We start from the raw sequence: 22,218 nt of genomic DNA, 5'->3' as shown, positions 1-22,218 counted from the left end.
AGTTATATGTGAGAAAAAACTCACCTAGCCAGCACTGAAAATATATTGAATTGCTCAGCAATAAAATACACCTGTTAGGTAATGTTGTTTTCTCGCACCTTATATTTTCGGTTAAAAAACGACCTCACCAGCAAAAAGATGGAAGGATAGAGTATTTTTCAAGATAAAAATCGGTGTAAGAATGCACATGAGTAAAGAAAACTATACCGGTCTGGATTACATTAATGATGCCATTGATATAATCAATCAACGATTAGAAATAAAACCTGATTTTTCACTATATGTTATGGTGAAGTGTCAGTTGGATTATATTAAATCTCTTTTAATCGGTGCTGAAAAAGATAGAAGTAAATTACATGCGTTGAACCTAGGGTCACTCGCGTCCAAAGAATTTGATACAACAGATGCCGAGCTTGCTGAGCATTTATCTAATGCAAATTATATAGCTTCGCAGATGGGGCAAGGGTTAAAGATCATTCTTCCTCATGAACAAGATGTGGAATATTTGAAAAGACAAAAAAGAAATCGCAAGTGATTAAGATTCTTTGTTTTAATGTCTGATAAGCTGTGAACTTTCTAGCCCGATTGGTTTTATTTTTACTGTTTGCATGGCGATGAGTAAAAATTGAGTGGAGAATGAAAAGATGAAATGGATTGGCTGTATATTTTTCACTCTTATCACTTTAGCCTATATCTGGAATGGAAAAGATTTTTTCAACAAAAATCAATGGCTCCTGGCCGGGTTAATGTTTGTTCTGGTGCTGGTGGCTACGGTTGGCATTGGCTTTACGTTGAAATGGTTCGCGCAGTCAATGTCATTATTCTCCATCGCAACGGCGAAACAATATTCGATTATCTTTTCCATGTCTTTCCTGTGCGTATGGGGACTAAAAGTTACCGTTGTGCTGCTCTGCACGATCTTTTCCGGGATTATAAGGGGGCACAAAAAATACAATGCTGAAAATTATGAAGCGATATCGTCTTTAACACGCGTCGTTGCGCCTGGCTTACTTATCGTTGTTAAAAGCGTAGTTTCCCTGGGTAGCGTCCTTATGTTTTCAGGTTTATGGCTTAAATAAGCACGATATTAAATAAAAAATATCTCAATCAACACTGAGATTAGTCCATAGTGGAATAAAGATTATGCTCAACCGAATTACCGTTCAGCTCCCGGTGGAGGGGCTTCTGTTCTGGAAACTGACGGGCCGCGAGGCGATGTCTGAGTCGTTTGCGCTGACGCTGACCGTGCTCGGCACGGACGCGCGCATTGACCGCAGCAGGCTGCTGGGGCAGCCGGTCACGGTGACCATCCCGACGCAGAATCTGCTGGCGTCCCGCTATATAAACGGCAAGATTACCCGCGTGGCGGTCAGCGCCGTTGAGCTGACGGGTACCCGCTATGCGGTCTACCAGCTGACGGTGGAGCCGGACCTGTGGCCGATGAAGCGCGACCGTAACCTGCGTATCTTCCAGGGCCAGACGGTGCCGCAGATTGTGAAAACCCTGCTTGGCGAGCATCAGGTCAACGTTGAGGACAAACTCACCGGCAGCTACCGGGTGTGGGACTACTGCGTGCAGTATCAGGAGTCGAGCCTGGACTTCATCAGCCGCCTGATGGAGCTGGAGGGGATTGCCTATCACTTCCGCCACGAGGCGGACAAACATACCCTGGTACTCACCGACGCCGCGACGCAGCATCAGCCGTTCAGCGGCTATGAGGTCATTCCTTACCACCAGACGCCGTCGGGCGGCAGTACGGACGAAGAGGGCATCAGCCAGTGGGCGCTGGAGGACAGCGTGACGCCGGGGATTTACAGCCTCGACGACTATGACTTCCGCAAGCCGAACGCGTGGCTGTTCCAGGCCCAGCAGAACCCGGCGTCGCCGAAGCCGGGCAGTATTGACGTGTACGACTGGCCGGGTCGCTTTGTGGACAAGGGGCACGGGGAGTTCTATGCCCGTATCCGTCAGGAGCGCTGGCAGGTTGAGCATCAGCAGATTCAGGCCACCGCGACGGCGGCGGGGATTGCGCCAGGCCACACCTTCACCTTAACCAACGCGCCGTTCTTCAGCGACAACGGTGAGTATCTGGTGACGGCGGCGGGTTACCACCTCGAAGAGAACCGCTATGCCAGCGGCGAGGGGGAGACCATTCACCGTACCGATTTCACGGTCATCCCGGCGGCGGTGGTGTACCGTCCGGCGCAGACCACGGCGTGGCCGCGCACCTACGGCCCGCAGACGGCGAAGGTGGTGGGCCCGAACGGCGAGAGTATCTGGACGGACAAATACGGTCGCGTGAAGGTGAAGTTCCACTGGGACCGTCTGGCGAAGGGCGATGACACCAGCTCCTGCTGGGTGCGCGTGTCGAGCGCGTGGGCGGGCCAGGGCTACGGCGGGGTGCAGATCCCGCGCGTCGGCGACGAGGTGGTGGTGGACTTTATCAACGGCGACCCGGACCGTCCGATCATTACCGGTCGCGTGTACAACGACGCGAGCATGCCGCCGTGGGCGCTGCCGGCTGCGGCCACGCAGATGGGCTTTATGAGCCGCACGAAAGACGGTTCCGTCGACAACGCCAACGCCCTGCGCTTTGAGGACAAGGCGGGTGCAGAGCAGGTGTGGATCCAGGCCGAGCGCAACATGGACACCAGCGTTAAAAATGATGAAACGCACAGCGTCGGCGGAGCGCGCAGCCATTACGTGAAGAAAAATGAACTGCATCGCGTGGAGGCGAATCAGATCCAGGCGGTGAAGGGCGGCACAGAGATCCTGACGGGGAAAGGCAAGCTGGATGCGGCGGTGGAGCAGTACGTCATTGCTTCCGGGACGAAGCTGCGGCTGGTCTCCGGTGAGAGTGCAATTGAGCTGAATGCTAACGGCAAGATTAACCTCATCGGCAAAGAGTTTAACTTCTTCGTGGAAGGGGATGGGTATATCACCACGGGCGGTAAGCTGCATCTGAATACCTCGGGCACCAAGCCGGGCACAACGGCACCGGGATCGGGGCATAAGGGGGATATTGATGCGGCGGTGCAGGCGAAGTTTTCGCCGGGAAAGGAGAGTAAGGCAGGTGCGGCTGCAAGCGCGCCTGCCGAAACCTCTAAAAACGCAACGCCTCCAGCATCCAATGTTCCTTCAAGCGGATATGGAAAGGATGTAGATAGTCTTGTCGATAAATCACCGACGATGAAAAATGACATCGCTACGTTAAAGAAACGAGGCTGGACATTTGAAGAAGGTGAACCAGGCAAAGGGACGTTTGCAAATCGTCAAAAGCGAGTTATTACCGTTGATAAAAATGAGCTCGGTAATCCGGATGAGGTCGTTCAGTCTCTTTCGCATGAGAGTGGCCACGCTTTATATGAGCCCAATATTGATGTTTCTTCACGCGAGGCCTACCTCAACAGCACACTCAGTGATGAAGGCGCTGCAACGTTGAACAATATCCGGGTCCAACGCGAAATCATAGCCAACAAGGGTGGGGATATCGGTATTGCGGGCAATCCGGCAAATCAGACACAATATAATCGTATCTATGATTCTCTCGAACGCGGGGCTATAAAGGAAAGTGAAGCGCGAACGCAGATAGGCCGCATCTTTGGTAAAGGCGAACAAACGTCTACCACAGGGCAATATTACGAAGATTATTATGGCGGTTGGTATGATAAAAATTATCCATAGTCTAAAAACGGGTACTGTGCTTGCGGCTTTATTAACCACGGGAATGGCAGGAGGTAACATGCAGAAACAGGATCTTTGGCAGTTCATTGCAGAAATGAGCGCTTCACTTAAAACGTTGTCTGTTACCAGTCTGAGCGACGCTCCGTTGTCGTTCAAGCTAACGAAACAGAATGAATATATCAATTTCTACAATGCCGACGATGTCAAACTTGCGGATGGAACGAACATTACAGCAATTGATTTACGTTTAAGTAAAGAAAGTGGCGGTATGGCACCGTTACTGAATTTTTCACCGTCAGGCCAGTGCATCACTCTCGACTCCGTTAAAAAACATTATCCGCAGCTGACGCTAACTGATTATCCACGAGGACGTTCGGAGAACGAAGTGACCAGTTATACAGCGCCAAAGGATATGAATGGACAAAAAGTAAGCTTCAGTTTCACGGTAAAAAAACCTGACTGCCTGAGTGCGGTCGTTATTGGTGCAGACTAAGAATACTGATTCCATGACTCACCGCTTTTTCAAGTGGTGAGAAGCATAATATATATCCTGTAAATGACGGTTACCGTGAAAAAACGCATTTCTGCTTTTTTTTTCCTAATTTCTATCTGTTTAAGCAGTTATGCGGTATTTGCTCAGGCTATGCCATCCATTCTGACTAAACAGGATTTTTCCGTGCAGATCAAAGACCAGCCTGTCGCTCTGGGCGACAGATGGACGCCTGATATTGCCCGTAAAATTGACGTGCCGGTGGAAGGCAGTTTTATCGGTGAGGTTCCTTTTGATGGAATCCACTATAAATTCTTTCAGCATCAAAACGCTGGAGTAGAAATATTCACTTCCAACCTCTGGTGGGATAAAGCGGAAAGAAGCGTTGATGATTATATCGTGTCTCAAATTACGCTGACTGCCAAAGACTTCGCAACGCCGCGCGGTGTCCATGTGGGTTCAACGAGAGAGGAACTAAACCACGCATACGGCACCGGTCAGGTCGACAATGATGCCGGGGAGCAGTGGATTAGCTACGAATCGGGTAAAAAACTCATCTCTTTTGAGATAAATGGCGGCAAGGTTGTAAAAATAACAATGAATTACAATAATGGCTCTTTAGAATAATTTATGACCAAAAAATATCTGGCAGCCGTATTGTTCACGGCTTTATTGACAGGCGTCGTTGAAACGTCATCGGCACTTGAATTATCGCAATACAATAACCTCGATACGGTCAGTCGCATCGTTAACGACAGCGAAGTGACAGACAATCTCAGAAAAACGCTGGGAAATCATTACCAGACCTTTATTGATAACTTTGATGTCTTCGGCGAACCGCATACCACCACAGGTGGAGGATTGTTTGTCGAGGGCTGGCTAAAGGATCTCTACCAGGAGAATGCATCCGCGCTGGTTATCAATCCTGACGGCAAAATCTTTGCGGCCTGGGTGGTTCCGGAGTCAAACATTATCCATTACCAGTCCTCTGATAATAGTCAGCTCATTAATGCCGATATTCAGCGATGGGCCGCCAGATTTAATACGAAGCAGTTTGCAAAAAACAGCCAGTCAGGACCCGCGTTTGACGGGACGTGGGCTGGTGAAAACGGGAACGACTCGACGTTAACCCTGCAGTTAGCTGAATCAGGCAACCGTATCACCGGGTCTTATTGCTATATCTCCCAGCGAGGGAATCGCATCGACTGCCCGGAAGAAGATGAGCGAAATCTTAGCGGTACTATTGCGGGAAACCGTGCCAACGTAGAGTTCAACTCATCGTTTGGTGGCATAGGCGGACGGGCTGTTCTGGAAATAAAGGGGGGTGAAATGGAATGGCGTTTAGCTACTCCTCCTCAAAAAGGAAATGATTATGCTCCGGTGCGTTATACGTTACGTAAAGCCGCTTCGGTTCATCACGCTGAAACCAGAAAACTGGACACCGGAAAGTTCGCTATTTCGCTTATAAACAAGTGCGGACATTTCGAGAGCGAATGTGACGAGATGTTTTATCTCGGCGTGCGCAAAAGGGATAACAGTACGATCTCCTTAAAGGGAAAAACGTTACACGACTCCGCAGGTAAAATAATCGGCTCAACGTACAAGAATGGCGAGATCGTTTACACCGTGACGTATGCGCCTGTGAAATTGGTTGTCAGTAAAGGCAGCCATGTTTTAGTCGAACAGTCAGGTCAGTGGCGTAAATAAAACAGCCAGCCAAAAGGCCAGCATGGATTGGCCTCTTTTGTTTCTCTCACTATTAATCATCCCGAGTTCACTTATGAAATACACCCTCCAGGAAGGTTCATTTTCCCTTTTTCCTGCTGCCTGGCAGGATAACAGCATGAACATTATTCGCGATGACGAAAGCGGGCTGTCCGTGGTGGTCAGCCGCGGCGTGATTCCCGATGGCAGCGACTACGAACAAGAATTTCACCGCCAGTGGGATGTGCTGCGTCCTCAGATGGGTGAGATTGCCCAGAGCGAATTTAGGAACGTAAAAGCCGGGCCTGACGGAAAAATTAACGGGCTGGAAGTTGAGACGACGTTTGACCGTAACGGGCAGCGCCTGTGGCAAAAACAGCTGGCCGTGCAGACGCCGGGTAAACCGGTATTGATGATTTTTACCCTCTCGGCGCTCAGAGCCTTTACCAAAGAGGATGAGGTGCGCTGGAGCGCGCTGAAGCAGAGTCTGACGCTAAACGACAACCGGAATGTGTAAGGCATGAGCGATAACAACGCGGCCCGTAAGGGCGACGAGATTATTCACTCCAGCATTTTTGCTGACATCACCAGCATCGTCGCGGAAGGTGCCGCCTACGCGGTGATCGGCGCGGCGGTGGGCGCAGCAGCAACCGTAGCGGCGCCATTGCTGGGGGCTGGTGCAGCAGCTGCAGGCGTGGCGGCGATTGGATCCAGCTGTCTGTTAAGCGGGATTATCGGTGGCGTGCTGGCGAACGTGGCAGGGATCACCGACGATATCAGCAACGCTGCGGAAGGGTTAGGCAATGCGCTTTTCCCGCCGTCGCCTGCGGGTAAAATTACCACCGGTTCGAACAACGTACTGACCAACGCAATCCCCGCCGCACGTGCGGCAGGCACGCTGACGCCTGCCGATACACCGTCCCCTGAGCCGCAGTCGCCCGGCAGCTTTGCCGATTACGCAGGCATGCTGCTTTCCGCCGCCGGACAGTTTGGCAGCGAAATGTGGCAGCCGAGCGTCGCCTCGGCCGCCGCGGGAACCTCGCCGCTGGAAGAAGACAAGGTGGCGTGCGAAAAGCACTCCGGGCCGCAGTATTTGGCTGAAGGCTCCAAAAGCGTCTTTATCAACGGACAGCCTGCGGTGCGTGCGAAAGATCGCACCACCTGCGAAGGCACCGTTTCCGACGACGTCTCCCCGAACGTGATCATCGGCGGGGACACGCTCACGGTCCGCGATATCAAAAGCGGTAAAACGCCGGGTCTGGCGCTGGGGATGATTGCGCTCTCCCTGCTGCGCGGGCGTCCGGGCAAGATCCTGAAAAACATGCCCTGCGCGCTGGCCGCAGCCGGCGGTGGGATGCTGGCGGATATGGCCGTCAACGCCGTGTTTGGCTCCTCGCACCCGGTTCACGCCGCCACCGGCGTGAAGGTGCTGAACGACGACGATGAGCTCGACTTCTCGCTGCCGGGGCGCTTCCCGCTTCGCTGGCAGCGCAGCTACAACAGCCTGACGACCCGCGAAGGGCTGTTTGGTCTGGGCTGGGCAACGACTTTTGACAGCTATCTGACGCTGGAAGATAACAATGCGACCTGGTTCGACGAAACCGGGCGCGAGCTGAGCTTTGAGCTGCCGCCGGTCGACCGCGCGTTTTACAGCATCAGCGAAGGCATTATCATCCGCCGCAATGAGGGCGGCGACGTGGCGATTGCCGACGATGACGGCGCGGTGTGGCGTCTGTATAAACCGACCCGCGCGAATCCATCCATCCTGCGTCTGGCCTCCCTCAGCGACGAGTACGGCAATGCGCTGCTGACGGCGTGGGACGAGCACGGCAGGCTGGTTGGTCTTCACGACGAGCCGCGGGCAATAGACGTTACCCTGCGATATGAAGATGAGCGCTTCCCGCATCGCGTTACCGCAGCCAGCCATTTCGACGGCAGCCAGACATGGCCGCTGATGCAGTGGGGCTACGACGCGCGCGGCCAGCTGGCGAGCGCGACGGATGCCTCCGGCGTGGTGACGCGTGAATACCGTTACAACGACCACGGCCTGATGGTCTGGCACCGGATGCCGGGCGGTCTGGAGAGCGAATACCGATGGAAAAAATTCGACCACTGGCGCGTGGTGGAAAACCGCACCAGCACCGGCGACGGCTGCCGCTTTAGCTACGATTTAGCCGCCGGGCTGACGACCGTCGAGCACTACGACGGCCAGACGCGCCGCCACTACTGGAACGCGCAAAATCTAATCGTCCGCTACGTGGACGAACGCGGTGAAAACTGGCGCTACGAGTGGGACGACAACGAGCTTCTGACGCGTCGTATCGATCCGCTCGGAAACGCCGTCACCTTCGTCTACGACGAAATGGGCAACCGGGTGCAGGAGACCGATGCCGACGGCAATACCCGCACCACCACCTGGCTGGAGCACCGCGCGCTTCCTGCAGCCATTATCGAAGCCGACGGCAGCGCCACCCGGTTCTGGTACGACGAACACCACGGGCTGAAGCGCGTGGTGGACCCGATGGGGCAGACGACGCAGCTGCGCCGGGACGAGTTCGGCCAGGTCGTTGAAGAGGTCGATACCGCCGGAAACAGCCGCTACCAGGAGTACAACGAGGCCGGGCAGATCGTTCGTTCGACGGACTGTTCTGGGCGTATTACCCGCTATCGCTATCATCCGCTGGGCTGGCTGGTGGCTGAGATAGCCGCCGACGGCGAAGAGACGCGCTACCGCTACGACGCCGCAGGGCGTCCGGTGCAGCTTGACCGCCCGGAAGGCTGGACGGAATCGCTCAAATGGAACGAACGTGGCCTGCCGGTAAAGCATGCGGGCGCCGACGGGAAAGAGAGCGAGTTCAGATACGATGAGGCGGGGCGCTTAACCGCCACCCGTAATACACAGGGTGAAGAGGTGCGCCGCCGCTGGGACAGCCGCGGGCGTCTGATTGCCCTTGAAAACGAGAACGGCGAAGCGTATCAGTTCCGCTGGGGGCCTGACTCGCTGCTGCTGGAAGAGGTGGGGCTCGATGGCGTAGCCTCGCAGTATCGCTACGATGCCTGCGGGCGCACGATAGCGCGCACGTTTGCCGCCGGTCATCCGGAGGCCATCACCCACGCCTTCGCCTGGAGCGCGAGTGGCCAGCTGGTCGCGCGTACCACGCCGGAAGGGCAGACACGCTACCACTACACGCCGTCCGGGCTGTTAAGCCGGATTGGGCTGCATCCTGCGCTTTCAGCCGACGCGTGGACCACCGAGGCAGAGCAGGAGCTCGTCTTTGAGTATGACGCGCTCGGTCGCGTGACGCGAGAAGCGGGCGAGCACGGCGAGCTGGCGTGGGAGTATGACGCGCTGGGCAACCGCACCTCCGTCACGCTGCCCGATGGCCGCGAATTGAAGCAGTTCTACTACGGCAGCGGGCATCTGCTCAGCATTGCTCTCGATAAGCTGTCGGTCTCCGATTTTACCCGCGACGAACTCCACCGTGAGACCAGCCGCACCCAGGGGCTGTTGACCACCCGCAGCGAGTACGACCGCCTCGGCCGCCTGCATCGCCGGGACGTCTTTACCGGCAATGCCCAGCGCCCGTCGCCGCGCCGCTGGTCCCGCCGCTGGGATTACGACTACCGCAATAATCTGGTGCGCGAAGAGCGGGACGATAACCCGTTCAGCTGGTACCGCTGGCAGTACGACAGCGCCGGGCGTCTGCTCGTTCAGGACGGTACGCTGCCCGGCCAGGAGCAGTGGCGCTGGGATGCGGCCGGTAACCCGCTCGAAGGATCTGCTGAGAAGGTCACGCACAACCGCCTGACGCAGCTGAATGGCATTCGCTGGCGCTATGACATCCACGGCCGCACCGTGGAGAAGGATAACGGCCAGACCCGCTGGCACTACCGCTACGACGGCGAACATCGCCTGACGGAGGTCATCAGCCAGCCGCGGGACCGTAACAAGCCGCAGACGCAGGTCAGCTTCCGCTACGATCCGCTCGGTCGACGCGTCAGCAAAACGCGCCGCCAGATGCTGGGCGGACAGCCAACCGGCAAGCCGGTCACCACCCGGTTTGTCTGGGAAGGGTTCCGCCTGCTGCAGGAAGTGCACGGGGATGTGCCGCTGACCTACGTCTACAGCGATCAGGACAGCTACGACCCGCTGGCGCGTATTGACGGCGTTGATGCTCCGGAGATTTTCTGGTTCCACTGCCAGCCCAACGGCACGCCGGAGCGGATGACGGATATCGAAGGGCAGGTGCGCTGGGAAGGCGTGAACAGCGCCTGGGGCAAGCTACTGCGGGAAAGCGAGACGCAGGTATCAGGATATTCTCAGAACCTGCGGATGCAGGGGCAATACCTGGACCGTGAGACAGGGCTGCACTACAATCTGTTCCGGTATTATGACCCGGACTGCGGGCGGTTTACGCAGCAGGACCCGATAGGGCTGGCGGGGGGGATAAACCTTTACCAGTATGCGCCGAATGCGCTGGGGTGGGTGGATCCGTGGGGGTTGACTCCTGAAGATCTGATTCGCTACCGCCCACACGATTCCCTTTCTGCTCAAAACGGAGCTCGAAGCTCTGCTATCTCTAGGGCATGGGTGCAAGAAAAAGCCTTATTGCAGGATGGTGGGGCTGGCACCAGGAATTGGACAGCGCATGAGAGAGATTTAATATTGAAGACTCCGAACAAGAGTCTTACCTCCGTGATGTCACGGGCAGGCTATACTGGGCATCATATCAACTCGGTAGAAGGCAATGGTACACTTGGTTCTAAATGGCAAGGTGATCCGAGGAATATTGTTTTCTTGAAAAATCATAACCATCCCGACAAGTTCAATGAGCATGTCCATGGTGATCAAGGACATAGAGGGAATACTAAAAACTCGACGCGCGGGCGCTTAATAGATAGAGAAAGAACACTAAAATCTAGACAACGATGTAAGCAATTATAGGTGGAAAGATGAACATAAAAAATGCAGTCCAAAATCTTGCGAACAAATTCAAAATGAATGATTTGAATATGGGAGAGATAGACTATACAGACGATGAAAATGAGACTTCTTTTCCCGTGAATATAAATGGGGAGGTTGATTTTTTTTATCGTCATTTAATTTTAAATGACCGTCCAACATTTGATGGTACTTTCTATTTACAGATTATTGAGCCTCACGATCTCAATGAAATATTATCCGGTTGGCGAGTTCAAAATGATACAGCTTGGCGCGATGAATATATAATCTTTGCTGAAAGAAATGGTGACGTTCTTTTTTGTGATACCCAAAATTTAACATCTCCTGTTTATGGTAGCATTCAAAAACGCAACTTTATCATTTCCGGTTCCCTAGCTAACTTTTTGGATGCTTTTTGTTCTGCCATTGAGATAGAACAAAATAATTATGATGGTGATGCTACAGATGATGATTTTAATTTTCGAGGGGATTTCCTGGAGGATATCGATTTGATGCTTAAAACCAAACTAAAAGATGTTGAGGCGGAAGGGTTTAAGAAATTCTTTTTTGGTTAGTTTTTAATTTCTTAATAATTAATATTCACTGTTTTAGATACCTCCTTGCTTCTAAAAGCATTTATTTCTTATGCCCCTTTTCATAGGTGAGGAGGTTTATTTGCTATTAATAATGAATAAACATATGAAAAAAGATTTACATCTCTTGTAGAAAAAAGAAACGAGTTTCATGATGTTAAAAAATACGCCAAGGCTTTAGAGCAATACCAAACATCCCCTCTGCAATTGTGCGTCTTTACGCTGCAGGATGATGGCGAGTTGAAGCAATCCAACTATGACAGAGGGAGTTCACTCCGTATAGTCACAGCATCTCTCTTGGCAATGTGCAATCTTCATCAGCAGCGAATTATCAAATTAAGCAGCAGTCATATTTGATACTTGTAAAGTAAAACTTGGCGTAAAGGGTAATGAAAGTTATCGATGGTATCCGATTTAATGATTCTAATGAAAGTGTTGTTTTTAATTACTATAGTTGGGTTGAGTTAATTAAAGCGATTATTGTTAAATATGCGAATAAAACAGAGGGTGAGGCTGAGCGTATAGTGTTAGCCTCTCCACTTGTTCGTATTACGGAAAATGATTACATGTCTGTGGCTTTGCGCAGTCATGAAAGTGAATATCATTGGGCAATGTTAATTGTCTATGGTGATCAATATTGGACAAAAGGAGTTTCTCCAAATGAACCTGAGGGATATTTCGAGTGGGAAAAGGAATGCAAGAAAAAAAATAAACTGGCAGAAGATAACTTTATTTTTAGTGAGTAAGTGAAGTGAAAATATTAAGAAGAAAGATCTAGCCAGTTTTTATTGTATATTTTGGCATTATTACGGTGAAGCGTAGGGTAATGTCGCATAGCGTTCCCTTTTTAAGATTAAAAGCTCCGCTAAAAATTATAACGTTATCTTATATCATAAGAGGGTTTTTTTCTGTATATCTAACAAACGAATTAATTATTACTTAGATGAAAGCCTAGCTGAGAGGCAAAAGATGAGCACGGTTTACATTGTCATTTTGACCTATATAAAACCACTCGAAGAAATCGACGCAGCGATACCTGCTCATGTTGAGTGGCTTAAAAAGGGGTACGAAGAGGGGATTTTCCTGACGTCCGGTAGACGGATCCCAAGAAACGGTGGGGTCATTCTCGCGAAAGGTGAGAGCCTTGCCTCTCTTGAAGAGCGCCTACGCGAGGATCCTTTTCAGAAGTTAAAACTTGCGACTGTTGAGATCATTCCCTTTGAACCCAGCATGAAGACAGATCTCTTAGGCAATGTGTTTTGACCCCGCAATAAAAAATCCACGCCAAAGCGTGGATTTTTTTCATTCAAAACAAATCAGACGTTAAACAAGAAGTTCATCACATCGCCATCTTTAACGATGTAATCTTTCCCTTCCGCACGCATCTTGCCTGCTTCTTTCGCGCCTTGCTCACCCTTGTAGGTGATGAAGTCTTCAAACGCGATAGTCTGCGCACGAATAAAGCCTTTCTCGAAGTCGGTGTGGATCTTACCGGCCGCCTGAGGCGCAGTCGCACCTACAGGGATGGTCCATGCACGCACTTCCTTCACGCCAGCGGTGAAGTAGGTCTGCAGGTTCAGCAGCTCATAGCCCGCGCGGATCACGCGGTTCAGGCCCGGCTCTTCCAGACCCAGCTCGGCCATGAACTCTTCACGGTCGGCGTCGTCCAGCTCGGCGATGTCGGATTCAACGGCCGCGCAAACGGCCACAACCACAGAACCTTCCGCCGCGGCGATTTCGCGCACTTTGTCCAGGTACGGGTTGTTCTCGAAACCGTCTTCATTGACGTTGGCGATGTACATGGTTGGCTTCAGGGTCAGGAAGCTCAGGTATTTGATCGCCGCCTTGTCTTCTTCAGTCAGGTTTTTCAGCGCGCGCAGCATGCCCGCGTTTTCCAGCTGTGGCAGGCATTTTTCCAGCGCAGCCAGTTCCGCTTTCGCGTCCTTATCACCGCCTTTGGCTTTCTTCTGCACGCGGTGAATCGCGCGTTCGCAGGTGTCGAGGTCAGAGAGCGCCAGCTCGGTGTTGATGACGTCGATGTCGTCAGCCGGATCCACTTTGTTGTTAACGTGGATGATGTTGTCGTTTTCGAAGCAGCGAACAACGTGGCCGATCGCTTCGGTTTCACGGATGTTGGTCAGGAACTGGTTACCCAGACCTTCACCTTTGGATGCGCCTTTTACCAGGCCCGCGATGTCCACGAATTCCATGGTGGTTGGCAGAATGCGCTGCGGCTTCACGATTTCCGCGAGCTGGTCCAGACGCGGGTCCGGCATTGGCACAACGCCGGTGTTAGGTTCGATGGTACAGAACGGGAAGTTCGCCGCTTCGATACCCGCTTTGGTAAGCGCGTTAAACAGGGTGGATTTGCCCACGTTTGGCAGACCGACGATACCGCATTTGAATCCCATTTCTAAATCACCTTAATATCTTGATAATCAATCCGTTAACGATAACCGATTGATGAAAAGTAAATAACTACGCCTATTATACACGTAACCCGCATGACGCGCGGTAAAAAAGCCGGATCGGGCGGATTATTGCGCTTTGAAAGCGTGCAGGCGGTTTGTCGCTTTGGTTAACCCGTCTTTCAGCCAAATTTCAGTGCAGCGCGCCGCTTCGTCTACCGCCTCGTCAATCAGTTTCTGCTCTGAAACCGGGGGTTTACCCAGAACAAAACCGACAACCTTGTTTTTATCGCCCGGATGGCCGATTCCCACGCGCAAACGGTGAAAATTCGGGTTATTGCCCAGCTTGCTGATGATGTCTTTAAGACCGTTGTGGCCGCCGTGCCCGCCGCCCAGCTTGAATTTTGCTACGCCGGGCGGGAGATCCAGCTCATCGTGAGCCACCAGAATTTCATCCGGATTGATGCGATAAAATGTTGCCATTGCCGCCACGGCTTTACCGCTCAGGTTCATAAAGGTGGTGGGCACCAGTAAGCGAACATCCGCGCCAGCAAGGTTGATACGTGAGGTGTACCCGAAGAATTTAGGTTCTTCACGCAGGGGAGCACGTAACCGCTCGGCCAGCAGATCGACATACCATGCCCCGGCGTTGTGGCGGGTGGCCGCATATTCTGCGCCCGGGTTGGCGAGGCCGACAATCAGTTTAATCGTCACGATTCAATTCCTAATGGGTTCCAGATCTGGCGCGTAGTTTACTGTCTGGCGCGCCGCTTGACAAAATTCTGCGATCTTCCCAGCGAAATACGAATAATTTCTGATTTGAACAATTAGAATTTCAAGCTGTTCAAAGACTTATTTGTAAACTTTTGTTTGGGAGTTATCTGTAATTGTGATCATTCACGCAACTCATAAAAGGGGCGTTGTCTATACTTTACACACAAGGATTAGGGGCTTTCCCCCTGACAACCCAAAGTTCCGGAGGTGACACATGAAACGCAAAAACGCTTCGTTACTCGGTAACGTGCTGATGGGATTGGGGCTGTTCGTGATGGTAGCCGGCGTGGGTTATTCAATTTTAAACCAGTTACCGCAGCTTGACCTCCCGCAATACTTTGCGCATGGTGCGATATTGAGCATCTTCGTTGGTGCGGTATTGTGGCTGGCTGGGGCTCGCGTGAGCGGCCATGAGGAAGTGTGTGACAAATACTGGTGGGTGCGCCACTACGATAAACGCTGTCGTCGCGACCAGCATAAGCACAGCTAGTGCTACAATAAAGAATACCGAAACGGCTCCCGAGGGAGTCGTTTTTTTTTGCATCAAGGGTTGACCCTCACGTAACGTAAGGCTCCAGAGTGATGCCACTGGCAAAGAAAAAGGAGCAGTTATGTTGATTCAGGTGGGTGAGCTGGCGAAACGTGCCGGGCTCACCGTGCGGACATTGCACCACTATGAGCAAACAGGGTTGTTGCTGCCTTCTGCCAGAAGCGCGGCAGGTTACCGGCTTTACAACCTGGCGGATGTCCAGCGTCTGCACATGATCCAGGCGCTGGCAAAAGCGGGGCTGGAACTTGCTGAAATCAGGGATTTCCTGGAACAGGAGTCGCTGTCGTTAACCGAGTTACTCGATGCGCAAATCACGCTGCTGGATAAACAGCTGCGCAGCATACATACGCTGCGCGACCGGCTGGTGGAGTTGCGGACCGGGCTTATCGACGATGCGACGCCGGATCTGGAATCCTGGCTACAGACTCTGGAGTTAATGAATATGTACGATCGCTGGTTTAGCAAAGAAGAGTTACAGCAGCTACCGTTTGCAGTGCAGAAGGATGCGCTGGCGGCTATCTGGTCAGGGCTGGTTGCAGAGGCCAACACGCTTCTGGAGCAACATATACCCGTTACGGATCCGCGGCCGATGGACCTGGCGGCACGCTGGATGGAACGCCTGGAGCAGGACACGGCGGGCAAGCCTGAGTTTCTCACCCGGCTGAACGAGATGCACAGCGTGGAGCCACAGATGCAGGCGCAGACCGGTATCACGCCGGAGATGACGGATTACATCACGCACGCGTTTGCGGAATCAAAGCTAAAAATATGGGAGAAGTATCTCACTGCCGAAGAGATGGCCTTTACCCGGGCACATTATTTTGACCGCATGATGGAGTGGCCGCCGCTGGTGGCGAAACTGCATCAGGCGCAGCGGGAAAATATCGATCCTGCCTCGGAGGCGGCGCAAAAGCTGGCTGAAAACTGGCTGGCGTTATTCCAGTCGTACGCGGGCACCCGTCCGGAGACCCAGCAAAAGTTTCGCACCGCCATGCAGCAGGAGCCGCATCTGATGAAAGGAACATGGATGACGCCTGCCGTGCTTGAGTGGCTTCAACAGGCGATTGGGGTGATGATGCAGAGACGTTTCTCTGCATCAGGCGGTTCACAGATCCGCTAACGCGGCTTCACGGTTAGGATAAAAGGCAAGACGGCCAGGGATCGGCTGCACGCCCGCCCGCGCCATGGTGCGCAGCGGCTGAAATTCCAGGTTACTCACCCGCAGCTCGCAGCCTTCCGGCAGACGTGCAACAAAGCGCTGGAAGGCATCCAGGCCGCCTGCATCCAGCACCGGTACGGCATCCCACTTCAGCACCACAACCCGCTTGCCCGCGATACGGGACTCCAGATCGCTGAACAGACCTTCCGCCGCGGCGAAGAACAGCGGGCCAATCACGCGCAGAACCAGCACATCGTCAGGCACCTCCACATTGACCGGGGAGAGGCGAGTCATTTGCGCGATGCGGCGCATAAACAGCAGGGAAGCCAGCACGATCCCGACGCTGATGGCGATGACCATATCGAACAGCACGGTCAGCGACATACAGATCAGCATCACAATGATGTCGTCTTTCGGCGCACGACGCAGCAGGTTCACCACCTTGTGCGCCTCACTCATGTTCCAGGCCACCATCAGCAGGAGGGCAGCCATGGCGGAAAGCGGTAGCCAGGAGAGCAGCGGGGCGAGGATCAGCAGGGCGAGGATCACCAGCACGGAGTGGATAACCGCCGAAACGGGTGAGGTTGCCCCCGCTCGCACGTTTGCAGCTGAACGGGCGATGGCTGCCGTTGCGGTAATGCCGCCGAAGAACGGCGCGACGAGGTTGCCTAATCCCTGACCGACAAGCTCGCAGTTGGCTTTGTGTTTGGTGCCGGTCATACCGTCCAGAACGACGGCACAGAGCAGAGATTCAATCGCCCCCAGCATCGCCATAGAGAACGCGGCGGGAAGCAGGGCACGCAGAGAATCCCAGCTTAGGGTAAAGCTGGAACCGGGCATGTCCCACGGCAGCACCAGCTGCGGCAACAGCTGCGGAATGCCGCTGCCCTGCGAACCGTCCGCCAGAACATAGTGGAACTGCGAGCCGATAGTCGCGACGTGACCACCGAACATATTGACGATAGCCATTACCGCGCAGCCCAGCAGCAGCGCGGGCAGATGACCCGGCAGTCGAATGCCCAGACGAGGCCAGAGGATCAGCGTGCCCAGCGTCACAATCCCGATGGCGGCGTCGCCCAGGTTGGCAGTCGGCAGCGCCATAAACAGCGCCCCCACTTTTTGCAGATAGTGTTCAGGGACGTGAGCCATTTGCAGGCCGAGGAAATCCTTAATCTGCATGGTTCCGATGGTAATACCAATCCCCGAGGTGAACCCCAACGTCACGGAAAGGGGGATGTACTCGATCAGCCGCCCAAAGCGGGCCAGGCCGAACAGAATTAAAAAGACCCCGGACATCAGGGTGGCGACCAGCAGGCCTGCCAGACCAAACTGCTGCGAAACGGGGTAGAGGATCACCACAAAGGCGGCGGTCGGGCCGGAGACGCTGAAGCGCGAACCGCCGGTCAGAGCGATGACGATCCCGGCAACGGCCGAGGTGTACAGGCCGTACTGCGGCGCAACGCCGCTGCCAATCGCCAGCGCCATCGCCAGCGGGATGGCAATAATGCCGACGGTGATCCCGGCAATCAGGTCACGCACAAAGCGTGAGGAGGTGTACTTCTCTTTCCAGCAGGCGTCGATGAGGGCGCGAAAGGGCAGAACATGTGAGGAGGCTACGTTTTTCACAATTATCTATCATCCGTATGCGCATCATCTGTCATATGAATGGCAGGTGAAGGAGGCATTAATCATACAAATAAAACCCGGAGACAAAAAAACCCGCCGCAGCGGGTTTTTCGGCCGTGTTCGATTAGTGTTCGAACATTGCTGAGATGGATTCTTCGTTGCTGATACGACGAATCGCTTCGGCCAGCATCCCGGACAGGGTCAACGTACGCACGTTTGGCAGTGCTTTGATCTCGTCGCTCAGTGGGATGGTATCGCATACCACCACTTCGTCAATGACGGAGTTGCGCAGGTTGTTTACCGCATTACCGGAGAAGATCGGGTGGGTCGCGTAAGCGAACACGCGCTTGGCTCCACGCTCTTTCAGCGCTTCAGCTGCTTTACACAGCGTACCGCCGGTATCGATCATGTCGTCAACCAGCACGCAGTCGCGGCCAGCAACGTCACCGATGATGTGCATCACCTGAGAAACGTTAGCGCGCGGACGGCGCTTGTCGATGATCGCCATGTCGGTATCGTTGAGCAGCTTAGCGATAGCACGGGCACGTACCACGCCGCCGATATCCGGAGAAACCACGATTGGGTTATCCAGGTTCAGCTGCAGCATGTCTTCCAGCAGGATTGGGCTGCCGAATACGTTATCAACCGGGACGTCGAAGAAGCCCTGGATCTGCTCTGCGTGCAGGTCAACGGTCAGTACGCGGTCAACGCCAACGCTGGACAGGAAGTCAGCGACAACTTTAGCGGTAATTGGCACACGTGCGGAACGGACGCGACGGTCCTGACGGGCATAGCCGAAGTAAGGGATTACAGCAGTGATACGGCCTGCTGAAGCGCGACGCAGGGCGTCGACCATAACAACCAGTTCCATCAGGTTGTCGTTTGTTGGAGCACAGGTGGACTGGATGATGAAAATATCACCACCGCGTACATTTTCGTTAATTTGTACGCTGACTTCGCCGTCGCTAAAGCGACCTACGGCGGCGTCGCCGAGGGAAGTGTACAGGCGGTTGGCAATACGTTGTGCTAGTTCCGGGGTGGCGTTACCAGCAAAAAGCTTCATATCAGGCACGAGAAGAACCTCAGGCATGCGTCCAGTGGTGGATAGCGTTCGCCGCAAACTGTGCGGGCCAGGCAAATGCTATCCAGGCGGTGTATTAAAGAGCGCGATGCAACGTCTGGAACAGGGTGACGTTGTCACCGAAACTCAGTCTGCGCCAGAATGGCCTGCTGTAGGGGGGAGGTGTTCATCCCACGCGCTACAAAACCATGCAGCCAAACTGGCGCTTGCTCAAGCACCTGACGAGCGGCGGATTCGGTGTCAAATTCAGCAAAGACACAGGCTCCTGTACCAGTCAGGCGCGACGGCGCGTATTCTAACAGCCAGGAAAGCACCGCATCAACCTCGCGAAAACGTTTTCTTGCGATATCCTCGCAATCGTTGCTGAATTCACAATTTAATAACGTTTCTATTGACCGCACCGGGGTATTTCTTTTCAGGTCAGGATCTTTAAAGATGACCGGGGTCGGAATGCTCACGCCAGGGTGAGCAACCAGATACCATTTTTCCGGCGGTTCAGCCGGGGAGAGGATCTCGCCCACACCCTCAGCAAAGGCCGCATGGCCGCGAACAAACACCGGCACATCCGCACCCAGCGTCAAACCCAGAGCGGCCAGTTCGTCCTTCGACAGCCCGCAGCCCCAAAGGTGGTTTAGTGCAACCAGCACGGTGGCGGCGTTGGATGATCCACCGCCCAGACCACCGCCCATCGGCAGCCGCTTCTCGATACGGATATCCGCTCCGCTTCCTTCGGGCAGACGGCCTGATTCCGCTGCGGCTTTCATCAGCAGGCGCGCGGCGCGCACGATCAGGTTGTCCTCATGCGCCACGCCGTCGACCGGTGTCAGCAGGCAAATCTGCCCGTCCTGGCGCAGTTCAATGGAGATCGTGTCGCCATAGTCAATAAACTGAAACAGCGTCTGCAGGGTGTGATAACCGTCAGCACGCTGGCCGGTAATGTACAAAAACAGGTTTAGCTTTGCCGGAGAGGGCCAGTGGGTCATCATTTAACGATCCAGTTGTCCATTTTCAGCTTGATACGCTGGCTGCCCTGGGTCAGTTCCATATTCGATGGCAGCGACGGTTTACTCTTACTGTCATAGGCGCTGTACACCACTTTCCAGGTTTTGCCGTTTTGGGTGTAGTTCACCTGGCTCAGACGGTATTGATCGTCAAGGCTGTAGTCAGTAGCCTCACCCGGCAGGCCCAGGATCCACTGGCGCAGGCTGTTGAGCGGGATAGGCATTCCGGTCAGCTTGCCAATCATCTCTTCGGCATCGGTCGCGGTGTAGTGCTGGCCTTTGTTATCGGTAATCTGCGCTTCGCCCGGTTTAGCGATAAGCTCCAGCTCGGTGCTGCCCAGCGGGTTCAGCAGCAACAGGCGGTAGTTGTCCTGACCGGTCTGCTGCCAGAAGAAGCGAGCATAAACCTTTTGCTCGTCAGAAAGATAAGCAAATGCCCCGCGGGTCTGGTACTGCTTCAAATTCCGGACGTCCTGCTGGTGCTGACGCCACTGCGGTGAGTCAGGGCTTTTGCCCGGGCCTTTTGGTTTAGTGACGGTACAGGCGGTCAGAACCAGTGCTGCCAGCGGCAGCAGGCGAATCAGTCGGGTCATAATGAGGACAAATCCTTGAGATACGTTGCAGTTATGACTGTTAATGCTAGCGTCGAAGGGGGCTACCGTCTACGTTCAAATTATCTCAAAGCGTTGTATCTACCCTAAATAATTCAAGCTGCATGAAGGCGGCAAGAGAGTGAATCCCCATGAGCATAGATAACTATGTGATTGGGGTGAACGAGCGCAGCCAACGCGCATGCAGCTTGAAGTATGACGGGTATAAGCTATTACTCCGAAAGGGGGCAGTCCCTTTTATTGATCTCGCGCATCCTGTATGATGCGTTCTGCTAACCTTATTAACGCTGGTACTACTCCCGCTCAACATGACCCTATTAGCACTCGGCATCAACCACAAAACCGCCCCGGTTTCGCTGCGAGAACGCGTAACGTTTTCGCCGGATACGCTTGACCTGGCGCTGGACAGCCTGCTTGCACAGCCGATGGTGCAGGGTGGCGTGGTGCTCTCGACGTGCAACCGTACCGAGCTCTATTTAAGCGTGGAAGAGCAGGACAACCTGCAAGAAGCGCTTATCCGCTGGCTATGCGATTACCACAATCTCAACGAAGACGAACTGCGCAATAGCCTGTACTGGCATCAGGACAATGATGCCGTCAGCCATCTGATGCGCGTCGCCAGCGGGCTGGATTCGCTGGTGCTGGGCGAGCCGCAAATTCTGGGTCAGGTGAAAAAGGCGTTTGCGGATTCGCAAAAGGGACATCTGAAGGCCAGCGAGCTGGAGCGCATGTTCCAGAAGTCGTTCTCCGTGGCGAAGCGTGTGCGAACCGAAACCGACATTGGTGCCAGTGCGGTTTCCGTTGCTTTCGCGGCCTGCACCCTTGCGCGCCAAATCTTTGAATCCCTCTCCACCGTCACTGTGATGCTGGTGGGCGCGGGCGAAACCATCGAACTTGTGGCGCGCCATCTGCGCGAGCATAAAGTGAAAAAGATGATTATCGCAAACCGCACCCGCGAACGCGCGCAGGTCCTGGCGGATGAAGTGGGTGCAGAGGTGGTTGCCCTGAGCGACATCGATGAACGCCTGAAAGAGGCGGACATTATCATCAGCTCTACCGCCAGCCCGCTGCCGATTATCGGCAAAGGGATGGTGGAGCGTGCGCTGAAGTCCCGCCGTAATCAGCCGATGCTGCTGGTGGATATCGCCGTCCCGCGCGATGTTGAGCCGGAAGTGGGCAAGCTGCCTAACGCCTATCTCTACAGCGTGGATGACCTGCAAAGCATCATTTCGCACAACCTTGCCCAGCGTAAAGCGGCGGCGGTTCAGGCGGAAACCATCGTTGAGCAGGAAACCAGTGAGTTTATGGCCTGGCTGCGCGCGCAAAGCGTCAGCGAGACCATCCGCGAGTATCGCGGGCAGGCGGAGCAGGTGCGTGATGACCTGACTGCCAAAGCGTTAGCGGCCCTTGAACAGGGCGGCGACGCACATGCTATTATGCAGGATCTGGCGTGGAAACTGACCAATCGCCTGATCCATGCACCAACCAAATCTCTTCAACAGGCTGCCCGTGACGGGGATGATGAACGCCTGACTATTCTGCGCAACAGCCTCGGGCTGGAATAGCGCCCTATACCCATTTTCTAAGACAAGGTG

At 53.9% G+C, this 22,218-nt stretch carries 20 protein-coding genes; 14 read left to right on the top strand and 6 right to left on the bottom strand.

Features of this window, described 5'->3' with window-relative positions:
• Window positions 1–187 precede the first annotated feature (187 nt).
• The 11 genes from V1587_RS15460 (at window position 188) to V1587_RS15410 (ending at window position 12,676) form a co-directional block, all read left to right on the top strand.
• Window positions 188–535, top strand: a complete 348-nt coding sequence (locus V1587_RS15460) for an immunity protein Tsi6 family protein (protein ID WP_371898611.1) — start codon at window positions 188–190, stop codon at window positions 533–535.
• A gap of 109 nt (window positions 536–644) precedes the next feature.
• On the top strand, window positions 645–1,079 hold the full coding sequence (locus tag V1587_RS15455; protein ID WP_371898610.1) for a hypothetical protein: 435 nt from the start codon (window positions 645–647) through the stop codon (window positions 1,077–1,079).
• Window positions 1,080–1,143: 64 nt separating this feature from the next.
• Window positions 1,144–3,684: a type VI secretion system Vgr family protein gene (locus tag V1587_RS15450; protein WP_371898609.1), complete on the top strand. Its 2,541-nt coding sequence runs from the start codon at window positions 1,144–1,146 to the stop codon at window positions 3,682–3,684.
• A gap of 58 nt (window positions 3,685–3,742) precedes the next feature.
• On the top strand, window positions 3,743–4,177 hold the full coding sequence (locus tag V1587_RS15445) for a hypothetical protein (RefSeq protein ID WP_371898608.1): 435 nt from the start codon (window positions 3,743–3,745) through the stop codon (window positions 4,175–4,177).
• Window positions 4,178–4,252: 75 nt separating this feature from the next.
• Window positions 4,253–4,801: a hypothetical protein gene (locus tag V1587_RS15440; protein ID WP_371898607.1), complete on the top strand. Its 549-nt coding sequence runs from the start codon at window positions 4,253–4,255 to the stop codon at window positions 4,799–4,801.
• 3 nt (window positions 4,802–4,804) lie between these two features.
• A complete protein-coding gene (locus tag V1587_RS15435) occupies window positions 4,805–5,881 on the top strand; it encodes a hypothetical protein (protein WP_371898606.1) in 1,077 nt (358 codons plus the stop codon).
• 73 nt (window positions 5,882–5,954) lie between these two features.
• The gene (locus V1587_RS15430) at window positions 5,955–6,395 is read left to right on the top strand and encodes a DcrB-related protein (RefSeq protein ID WP_167211171.1); all 441 of its coding nucleotides are present in this window, start codon (window positions 5,955–5,957) and stop codon (window positions 6,393–6,395) included.
• A gap of 3 nt (window positions 6,396–6,398) precedes the next feature.
• The gene (locus V1587_RS15425) at window positions 6,399–10,823 is read left to right on the top strand and encodes an RHS repeat-associated core domain-containing protein (protein WP_371898605.1); all 4,425 of its coding nucleotides are present in this window, start codon (window positions 6,399–6,401) and stop codon (window positions 10,821–10,823) included.
• An 8-nt stretch (window positions 10,824–10,831) separates the two neighbouring features.
• Complete coding sequence (locus V1587_RS15420) at window positions 10,832–11,395, top strand: hypothetical protein (protein WP_371898604.1); 564 nt, start codon at window positions 10,832–10,834, stop codon at window positions 11,393–11,395.
• 407 nt (window positions 11,396–11,802) lie between these two features.
• Window positions 11,803–12,159: a hypothetical protein gene (locus tag V1587_RS15415; RefSeq protein ID WP_371898603.1), complete on the top strand. Its 357-nt coding sequence runs from the start codon at window positions 11,803–11,805 to the stop codon at window positions 12,157–12,159.
• Window positions 12,160–12,382: 223 nt separating this feature from the next.
• On the top strand, window positions 12,383–12,676 hold the full coding sequence (locus tag V1587_RS15410; protein ID WP_371898602.1) for a YciI family protein: 294 nt from the start codon (window positions 12,383–12,385) through the stop codon (window positions 12,674–12,676).
• 53 nt (window positions 12,677–12,729) lie between these two features.
• Here V1587_RS15410 and ychF read toward each other — a convergent pair whose 3' ends face one another.
• Both ychF and pth read right to left on the bottom strand, forming a co-directional pair.
• Window positions 12,730–13,824: a redox-regulated ATPase YchF gene (gene ychF / locus V1587_RS15405; protein ID WP_010432886.1), complete on the bottom strand. Its 1,095-nt coding sequence runs from the start codon at window positions 13,822–13,824 to the stop codon at window positions 12,730–12,732.
• Between the two features lie 126 nt (window positions 13,825–13,950).
• Window positions 13,951–14,535: an aminoacyl-tRNA hydrolase gene (gene pth, locus V1587_RS15400; RefSeq protein WP_023336005.1), complete on the bottom strand. Its 585-nt coding sequence runs from the start codon at window positions 14,533–14,535 to the stop codon at window positions 13,951–13,953.
• 274 nt (window positions 14,536–14,809) lie between these two features.
• Between pth and ychH the strand changes: the two genes are divergently transcribed.
• Together ychH and V1587_RS15390 are read left to right on the top strand one after the other, a co-directional pair.
• Window positions 14,810–15,085 (top strand): stress-induced protein YchH, encoded by a 276-nt coding sequence (gene ychH, locus V1587_RS15395; protein WP_032656663.1) that lies wholly within the window; start codon window positions 14,810–14,812, stop codon window positions 15,083–15,085.
• Between the two features lie 121 nt (window positions 15,086–15,206).
• Window positions 15,207–16,265, top strand: coding sequence for a MerR family transcriptional regulator (locus V1587_RS15390; protein WP_395314408.1), 1,059 nt, complete (start codon window positions 15,207–15,209; stop codon window positions 16,263–16,265).
• Here the strand turns inward: V1587_RS15390 and dauA are convergent.
• From dauA to lolB, 4 genes are all read right to left on the bottom strand, one after another.
• Complete coding sequence (dauA, locus tag V1587_RS15385; RefSeq protein WP_371898600.1) at window positions 16,251–17,930, bottom strand: C4-dicarboxylic acid transporter DauA; 1,680 nt, start codon at window positions 17,928–17,930, stop codon at window positions 16,251–16,253. The genes V1587_RS15390 and dauA overlap by 15 nt on opposite strands.
• Window positions 17,931–18,054: 124 nt before the next feature.
• Window positions 18,055–19,002 (bottom strand): ribose-phosphate diphosphokinase, encoded by a 948-nt coding sequence (prs, locus tag V1587_RS15380; protein ID WP_003856663.1) that lies wholly within the window; start codon window positions 19,000–19,002, stop codon window positions 18,055–18,057.
• A 125-nt stretch (window positions 19,003–19,127) separates the two neighbouring features.
• On the bottom strand, window positions 19,128–19,997 hold the full coding sequence (gene ispE, locus V1587_RS15375) for a 4-(cytidine 5'-diphospho)-2-C-methyl-D-erythritol kinase (protein ID WP_371898599.1): 870 nt from the start codon (window positions 19,995–19,997) through the stop codon (window positions 19,128–19,130).
• A complete protein-coding gene (gene lolB / locus V1587_RS15370; protein WP_371898598.1) occupies window positions 19,994–20,605 on the bottom strand; it encodes a lipoprotein insertase outer membrane protein LolB in 612 nt (203 codons plus the stop codon). Before lolB ends, ispE begins: the two co-directional genes overlap by 4 nt.
• A 326-nt stretch (window positions 20,606–20,931) precedes the next feature.
• Here lolB and hemA point away from each other — a divergent pair, with 326 nt between their 5' ends.
• Window positions 20,932–22,188, top strand: coding sequence for a glutamyl-tRNA reductase (gene hemA, locus V1587_RS15365; RefSeq protein WP_371898597.1), 1,257 nt, complete (start codon window positions 20,932–20,934; stop codon window positions 22,186–22,188).
• Window positions 22,189–22,218 lie beyond the last annotated feature (30 nt).

It is taken from the genome of Enterobacter sp. ECC-249 (assembly GCF_043965265.1).
GTDB classification, from domain to species: Bacteria; Pseudomonadota; Gammaproteobacteria; order Enterobacterales; family Enterobacteriaceae; genus Enterobacter; species Enterobacter quasiroggenkampii.
This window is presented reverse-complemented; position numbering and strand designations above follow the sequence as displayed.

What these genes read in the sequence shown, in the direction of transcription:
- V1587_RS15460 (WP_371898611.1), top strand. Translation starts at nt 188, where the DNA reads ATGAGTAAAGAAAACTATACCGGTCTGGATTACATTAATGATGCCATT.
- V1587_RS15455 (WP_371898610.1), top strand. Translation starts at nt 645, where the DNA reads ATGAAATGGATTGGCTGTATATTTTTCACTCTTATCACTTTAGCCTAT.
- V1587_RS15450 (WP_371898609.1), top strand. Translation starts at nt 1,144, where the DNA reads ATGCTCAACCGAATTACCGTTCAGCTCCCGGTGGAGGGGCTTCTGTTC.
- V1587_RS15445 (WP_371898608.1), top strand. Translation starts at nt 3,743, where the DNA reads ATGCAGAAACAGGATCTTTGGCAGTTCATTGCAGAAATGAGCGCTTCA.
- V1587_RS15435 (WP_371898606.1), top strand. Translation starts at nt 4,805, where the DNA reads ATGACCAAAAAATATCTGGCAGCCGTATTGTTCACGGCTTTATTGACA.
- V1587_RS15430 (WP_167211171.1), top strand. Translation starts at nt 5,955, where the DNA reads ATGAAATACACCCTCCAGGAAGGTTCATTTTCCCTTTTTCCTGCTGCC.
- V1587_RS15425 (WP_371898605.1), top strand. Translation starts at nt 6,399, where the DNA reads ATGAGCGATAACAACGCGGCCCGTAAGGGCGACGAGATTATTCACTCC.
- V1587_RS15420 (WP_371898604.1), top strand. Translation starts at nt 10,832, where the DNA reads ATGAACATAAAAAATGCAGTCCAAAATCTTGCGAACAAATTCAAAATG.
- V1587_RS15415 (WP_371898603.1), top strand. Translation starts at nt 11,803, where the DNA reads ATGAAAGTTATCGATGGTATCCGATTTAATGATTCTAATGAAAGTGTT.
- V1587_RS15410 (WP_371898602.1), top strand. Translation starts at nt 12,383, where the DNA reads ATGAGCACGGTTTACATTGTCATTTTGACCTATATAAAACCACTCGAA.
- ychF (WP_010432886.1), bottom strand. Translation starts at nt 13,824, where the DNA reads ATGGGATTCAAATGCGGTATCGTCGGTCTGCCAAACGTGGGCAAATCC.
- ychH (WP_032656663.1), top strand. Translation starts at nt 14,810, where the DNA reads ATGAAACGCAAAAACGCTTCGTTACTCGGTAACGTGCTGATGGGATTG.
- V1587_RS15390 (WP_395314408.1), top strand. Translation starts at nt 15,207, where the DNA reads ATGTTGATTCAGGTGGGTGAGCTGGCGAAACGTGCCGGGCTCACCGTG.
- ispE (WP_371898599.1), bottom strand. Translation starts at nt 19,997, where the DNA reads ATGATGACCCACTGGCCCTCTCCGGCAAAGCTAAACCTGTTTTTGTAC.
- lolB (WP_371898598.1), bottom strand. Translation starts at nt 20,605, where the DNA reads ATGACCCGACTGATTCGCCTGCTGCCGCTGGCAGCACTGGTTCTGACC.
- hemA (WP_371898597.1), top strand. Translation starts at nt 20,932, where the DNA reads ATGACCCTATTAGCACTCGGCATCAACCACAAAACCGCCCCGGTTTCG.